Below are 7,052 nucleotides of genomic sequence, written 5' to 3'. Positions count from 1 at the left end.
GCAGTTTTAATAGCTTGCATTACTTTATTGTAATTAGGCTCTTGTCCAACATCTGAGACTATCTCTTGATAGGCGATTCTTCCATTTTTTCCAATAACAAAAATTGCTCTAATTAGCAACCCTTTAAGCTCCCCGTCCGTAACAACTACACCATACTTCTCGCCCACTTCTCTATAAGCAAAATCTGAAGATATAGAGATATTTTTTATACCTTGTCCCTTGCAAAAGCGATCATCTGCATATGGAAGATCCATTGAAACTACAGTCATATCCACTCCGGGAAACTGCTTTATCTCATCATCAAACCTCTTAGATTGAGCCGAACAAATCGGAGTATCAATAGAGGGTACGGTTGCAATAACCTGAACTCTATCACTCTTTCCACCAACTGTTTTTATAGCAAAGTTTGGCTCTGTAACACGAGCAACAGGCGCTTTTGCTCCTACTTTAGGAAAATTCCCCTTAACTTGTACTATCTCCCCATTATAGTCAATAGTGACTTCACTTGCTGTTAATAGTGTTGCCATAAAAACAAACAACATAAGTAATTTTTTCATCTATTTTAATCCCCCTTGCATAAAAATTTTCAAATTATAACTAATTATAAAGCATAATAGTATTAAACTATAATAAAAATTTATGCTTTTTTAGCAACCAATGATGCTACTTTAATTCTCTCACCCCTTAAATTTATATCTATTTTTTCTTCATAGTAAATAACATCGAGTCCTATAAAAGAGTGCAATAGTTCATTTTTTCTAAGTAAATAATCGAGGTTTGTCGTTGGGAGGTTAAAATCCCCATGAGCTACTATAAATGTCTCAAAAATTAAAACTCCGCCACTTTTAAGAGCATCTTTCATCTGGGATACTAAACGACGATTTAAGTAGTTAATATTTAATATCAAATCATACTTATTGGGAGTCAAATTGTATTTGTCTAAATCAGTCTCTATCCTTTTTATAGTTGAACTGTCTCTGACTTTATCAAGCGCATAATCCGATATATCGATAGCATCTACGATAAATCCCCTATCCGCCAAATAGTGTGTATTTCTTCCGGTTCCGCAAGCCACATCTATCGCTTGACCTACCTTTGCATGCTCAATATACTTCTCCAGAAGAGGAGAAACATTTTGAGGCATCGGATTGTCTAAATATCTCTCATTCCATCTCTGTTTATCTTCTTTCATCTACTTCCCCTTTTTAAGATAGTCTATTTTTATAATTTTGATATCCAAACTCTTTTATAAGTTCAAGAGTTTTATCTTCTCTTAGTATAGCCAATGATGGTAACTTTATACCGTTGAATGTGGTGTTTTTTACAAATGTATAATGAATTTGATCTTCAAATATCACTTTATCGCCCACTTTAAGAGGCTTGTCAAAAGAGTAGTCTCCCATTATATCACCGGCTAAGCATGTATTTCCGCCAAAACGATATGTATATCTTTTCTCTCCAGCTTCACCGCTTCCTCTTACCATAGCACGATAAGGCATAGCAAGAGTATCCGGCATATGTGCTTCTGCTGAAGTGTCAAGTATGGCAATATCCATACCGTTATGCACTATATCTAGCACACTGCTTACTAGCACTCCGGCTTGCCATCCTACAGCCTCACCTGGTTCTAGATAAACATCAACATCATACTTTTTTCTGAACTCTTTTATAGTGCGAATAAGTCTATCTACATTGTAACCATCTTTAGTTATGTGATGCCCGCCACCAAAGTTAATATATTTTAAATTTTTAAAATATTTTGAAAATTTTGCCTCAAAAGCCTCCAAAACATCCTCCAAGGCATCAACATCTTGCTCACAAAGCGCATGAAAATTGAGTCCGTCAATATACTCCAAAACCCTCTCGTCAAAGTTTGCAAGTGTAGTTCCGAGTCTGCTGTATAGCCCGCAAGGATTATATATATCTTTTGGAGATGAGGATTGCTCGGGATTTATTCTTAAAGAGAGACTTATTTCAGAATCTATCTCTTTGACTATGTCATGGTACTTAAATAACTGACTTGGCGAATTAAAGACAATGTGATCAGAGATACGTGCAATATTTTCAATATCCTCATCTTTGTACGCAGGTGAATATGTATGCACTTCAAGATTTGCATCATCTTTTACAAACTCATCTCTTGCCAGAAGCGCCTCATGTAGCCCGCTGGCCGTGCATCCCTTTAGATACTGTTTGACTAAAGGAAATGTGCTCCACATTGCAAAACCCTTTAGAGCTAAAATAATTTTAGCTCCACTCTCATTCTGAACACGGTTTAAAATTTCAAGGTTTGAGCGAAGAAGTGACTCATCACACATGTAGTAGGGGGTAGTTATCTGATCTAATTTTTCCATGACTTTATCCAAACTTTTTTACTATTTTTTTCTCATTCTATTTATTAAAACTTGATTATATTTCTCTTTTACTCTTAGAGCAATATGCTCAAAATCATCTGCATCAAGCCCCATATCTTCAACTATCTCGCAAGCCTCTTTTATTGAATCATTGGTAAAGACGCTTCTTGGATTTACTGCAGCTCTTACAGCATCTAAGGAGTCTATATAGGATTTAACTTTCGGGCTTGCATCCGTTTCAAAATCTAAGCCTTTTAGTATATCTACATAGAGCGATTCTAACATCCAGTGCTCAAAAAGCAGTGCAGTCAAGTAGTATGTAGTTGTACCTAGCAGGCTATACTCATACTCAATAACATTTTTTGTATTTCTATATCCAACGGCGAATTTACCGGCGTAGTGACTCTTGAGAACTTCATTTGCTAAAACAAGTTTTCCCGACTCCATGATAAGTGCCAACGGAGACATAAATTGTGCATGTCTGAGGTCTACCCTTGAGTACCACTGCATCATAAGAGTACTTTGAAGCTGACAAATATCATTAAATCTCTTGTTGTCAACACCATAAATCTCGGTATCTGCTTTTAACTCTTTATCCACCGCATACTTTAATACTAAACCGTAGATTTCATCTGTTCCAAAAAGAGTGACAGCTTGCGAAATAGAGGCAATTTTTCTAGAAAAACCGTATATCGGCGCGTTTATCATCTTTAGGATATTTGCAGCGAGTGCCGCATCATCCTCTATAACCTTTACAAGCCTTATGATATCAATGTTTTGTGAGCCACAGCTATATATCTGCTGTATTACAAACGGTGTGTTTGAGAGTGGGGGAAGTGACTCAATATCTGATATTATATGCTTAAAAGTCATATACTACGCTTCTAACTCTTTTATCTGCCAAGGAAGTCCTTGTATATTCATCTCATCCATAAAAGGGTCTGGGTCCATCTGCTCCATGTTAAAGACTCCAACTCCACTCCATACTCCCTCAAGCATTAGTTTTGCGCCTATCATAGCAGGAACACCGGTTGTATAAGAGACGCCTTGAGAGTTTGTCTCCCTGTAACACTCCTCATGATCTTTTACCTGATAGATATATATCTTTCTTTTTTTACCATCTTTTATGCCCTCTGCAACAATTCCGATATTTGTTTTGCCCTTAGTACGAGCCCCTAGTGATGCAGGGTCTGGAAGAAGTGTCTTTAAAAACTCTATGGGAGTTATCATCATGCCCTTATGCTCAACCGGCTCAATTCCAAGCATCCCGACATTTTGAAGCACTTCCATATGCTTTATATAACTCTGTCCAAAAGTCATAAAAAATCTAATGCGCTTTAAACCTTTGATGTGCTTTACTAGTGACTCCATCTCCTCATGGTAAAGCAGGTAGCTATCTTTTGGACCAATTTCAGGATAATCCCAAACTTGCATAATTTCAAGCGGCTCAGTCTCTATCCACTCTCCATTCTCCCAATATCTCCCCTTTGCCGAAACTTCACGAAGATTTATCTCAGGGTTAAAGTTCGTTGCAAAAGCGTAACCATGGTCACCTGCATTACAGTCAAGAATATCTATGGTGTGTATCTCATCAAAGTAGTGTTTTTGAGCATAAGCGCAAAATACATTTGTCGCCCCTGGGTCAAATCCGCTTCCTAAAAGCCCCATAATTCCTGCCTCTTTGAACTTCTCATCTCTTGCCCATTGAAGTTTATATTCAAACTTAGCCTCATCAGGATGCTCATAGTTTGCAGTATCAAGATATGGAGTTTTTGTAGCAATACACGCATCCATAATAGTTAAATCCTGATACGGAAGAGCTACATTTATAAGGATATCAGGCTTGCACTCGTTAATCAACTTTATAACATCATCTGTACTATCCGCATCTACTGTAGCTACTTCTATATTTGCATCTGGTAGTTCATCTTTTATCTCTTGACATCTCTGCAGAGTTCTACTTGCCAAAACAATTTTTCCAAAAACGTCTGCATTTTGTACGCATTTATGTACAACAACGCGACCTACTCCGCCTGCACCGATAATCAATGTTGTTCTCAAATCTAAATCCTTTTTAGTTTCATAACTCTGTCTCTTAGCTCTTGCGCCTTAATCTCCTGGGCAATCGGTTCTCCAAAGCAGACTCTGATTTGCCTCTTTTTTAAAAAACACCTTTTTGTTCCATCTTTATGCCTTGCAAACAGGCTTCCAAATATACCATCGATATAAAAAGGTACTATTACCGCCTGACCTCTATCTATATATTCGTAACCTCTGTAAAACTTTGCAACATCAGAACTTCTAGATATTTCTCCCTCAGGAAATATTGCTATTATTCTACCATTTTTTAATCTCTTTGAGGTTTCAATAAACGAATCTTTTGACGCTTTTTTTGAAACCGGTATCAATTGGGCAATCTTAAAAGCCCAGTTAAATAGCCTCCAGTTATATATATCCTTATCAATCATAAAGTTAATTCGTCTCTCAATCGGCAACTGAACGACAAACCAATCTATCCAGCTTACATGGTTGCCCAAGAGCATAACCGCTCTATCTTGCGGGATATTTTGAAGCCCCTCATAGTTAAACTTGTACCTAACTCTAAAAAGAGTCTCAAAGAGCGCCCAGCATGCCATGACAGAGTATCTTTTAAAGAGTATAAACACAAGATAAAGCCCGACAATGCCCATAATGTAAAATAGAATTTGTGCATCTGCCAAAAAGTATGCAAAGAGTGTTGTTATCATTAAAAAAACAAACATAAAAATAGTTTGAACAAAATTGTTACCCGCTATAATTGTTCCAAGATGTACATTTGACGAAAGGTACTGTATTTTTGAATTTAGAGGCACAATCAGCGCTCCGCTAAATAGCCCAAAGAGGATAAACTCTACAGACAAAAACGGTATGGACCCGGTTGAGGGGATCAAGAACAAGATAACCGTAACTCCTATTGCACTTATTGCAGAGAGTCCTGTGTTAATGTAGTATTTTGAAAAATTTGCAGCAAGAATTGAGCCGATAATTATACCTATGACTGAGAGTGTCATAATACCTTGGACTACAATTGCATTTGTAACTCCCAGTTTGCTCTTTGCATATTCGCCAAAAATCGCCAAAACAACCTGAGATATTGCCCAAAAAAGGCTAAGTGCAATAATGGCATCAAATATCTCTTTTTTTCTTCTTATCATGATAATATTTTTCCGAAGATAAGCACCCTTTAGGTACCTCTTAAATCTAAACTCCCTTTTGCTTGCTTCTATCATCTTATTTGGGAGTTTTGAAGCTAAAATAAACTCTATGACCGAGCCTAAAACCAAAAGCCACCCAAGAGGAGCAATATGGCGCAAAATATCCTCTTTTGTTTTAAACTCATCCCCAAGAAGGGCTTCAAAAAGCACTGTATAAAATATGATGCCCAAAAGAATTGCAGCGGTAGTAGTAGCCTGAACTGCCCCATTTCCTGCAGTTATAAATTTAACGCCGACTAGCTCTTTTATATATCCATACTTTGCAGGTCCGTAAATCGCACTCTGGAGTGCAAGTAAAAACGTCATAGCAAATGCAGTAAAAAACCATCCATTGTAGTAAGAGTAAGTAATGATGAGCGTAATAGCAACTGCAAAAAGTGATGAGTACTTCATAACTATGTTTTTAGCAAACTTATCAGCCAAAAAACCCGCAGGCGAGAACATTAAGATAAACGGGAGAAGCATGAGCGCATTTACAACTGCCGTTAGAATAATCTGAGTGCTTCCGTCATAAATTTTAAAAACTGTATTTTGAATGATTATCTTATGCCCTAAATCCGTAAAAGCATTTAAAAAAACAACTGCTAAGTAGTTTATAACTCCGACAATAGCAAACATTTTTTTCACAATAAACTAATCTTCCTTTGCTGCTAAAGTCGTGCTCCAGCCCTCATAATAGCCATGCTCTTTTTTTATCAGTTCAAAAAGCTCCTCTACAACCACTATTACCACTTCCAAAGTAACATTATGAAACTTTACAAGAGCAGCCCCATACTCAAACTCTTCGCTGCTTATGTCATCTTTAAACTCAAATCCCAATGTCAACGCAGATTTTAGAAATCTCTCTTTTTGAGTAGCCGTATCAAACGATACATAATGCTCTACATCTCTAGGTGCAAAAAGCTCATCATCCTCTTGCTCAAGTAGAAATATTATACTCCGACTCTGAATATGATGAAACTCAAGCTCACTTGGAAAAAGATTTTTATGGTAGAAATCCCATTTTGCATCTTTTACAACACTGCTCTCATGCTTATAGCTGCTCTCTTTTAATATACCTGAGACTAAATTTTGCAAATTTTTTGAATCTCTCGCATAAAAATAGAACTCATACCAACCCTCATTAACTCTCATGCCGACATATTTTGCTTTTTTTTGATGCTCAAGTAAAATAATCTTGGACTCTTTAATCTCTAAAAACTGCTCAAAAGCCTCACTCTCTTCATCTACACTGCTTGGCTTTACAAAGAGACTAAAAAGCCAGATATAGGAGTCTTTATAATCCTCTATATCAACCTCTACTTCTATATTTACTAATATATCTTCTTCAACTCTACTAAATATTTCTCTCATATTTCACTTCATTTTATTTTTTATAATTATAGCTAAGATAACTAAAAAATCCTTCTTCAAAAAAGTAATGATAACAATTATCGTTCTTATA

General features: G+C 36.6%; 7 protein-coding genes. All 7 read right to left on the bottom strand.

What is annotated here, in order from left to right; translation table 11 throughout:
* Positions 1–557, bottom strand: a 557-nt coding sequence (gene tpx / locus M0Q20_RS10575; RefSeq protein WP_295061719.1) for a thiol peroxidase, incomplete at its 3' end; no start/stop codon positions are given.
* A gap of 80 nt (positions 558–637) precedes the next feature.
* Positions 638–1,192 (bottom strand): methyltransferase domain-containing protein, encoded by a 555-nt coding sequence (locus tag M0Q20_RS10570; RefSeq protein WP_295061716.1) that lies wholly within the window; start codon positions 1,190–1,192, stop codon positions 638–640.
* A gap of 13 nt (positions 1,193–1,205) precedes the next feature.
* On the bottom strand, positions 1,206–2,354 hold the full coding sequence (gene nspC, locus M0Q20_RS10565) for a carboxynorspermidine decarboxylase (protein ID WP_295061713.1): 1,149 nt from the start codon (positions 2,352–2,354) through the stop codon (positions 1,206–1,208).
* A 21-nt stretch (positions 2,355–2,375) separates the two neighbouring features.
* Entirely contained in the window at positions 2,376–3,227 is an 852-nt protein-coding gene (locus M0Q20_RS10560) for an HDOD domain-containing protein (protein ID WP_295061711.1), read from the bottom strand.
* Between the two features lie 3 nt (positions 3,228–3,230).
* Positions 3,231–4,415 carry a saccharopine dehydrogenase family protein gene (locus M0Q20_RS10555; protein WP_295061708.1) on the bottom strand — a complete coding sequence of 395 codons (1,185 nt, stop codon included), beginning with the start codon at positions 4,413–4,415 and terminating at the stop codon, positions 3,231–3,233.
* Between the two features lie 2 nt (positions 4,416–4,417).
* On the bottom strand, positions 4,418–6,226 hold the full coding sequence (locus tag M0Q20_RS10550) for an MFS transporter (protein ID WP_295061722.1): 1,809 nt from the start codon (positions 6,224–6,226) through the stop codon (positions 4,418–4,420).
* A gap of 15 nt (positions 6,227–6,241) precedes the next feature.
* A complete protein-coding gene (locus tag M0Q20_RS10545; RefSeq protein ID WP_295061705.1) occupies positions 6,242–6,961 on the bottom strand; it encodes a DUF695 domain-containing protein in 720 nt (239 codons plus the stop codon).
* Between the last annotated feature and the right edge of the window lie 91 nt (positions 6,962–7,052).

Origin of the sequence: Sulfurimonas sp., from assembly GCF_023229025.1 — a bacterium.
Taxonomy (GTDB): domain Bacteria; phylum Campylobacterota; class Campylobacteria; order Campylobacterales; family Sulfurimonadaceae; genus Sulfurimonas.
The sequence above is the reverse complement of the archived record's forward strand: the minus strand, read 5'-3'. Positions and strand labels throughout refer to the sequence as shown.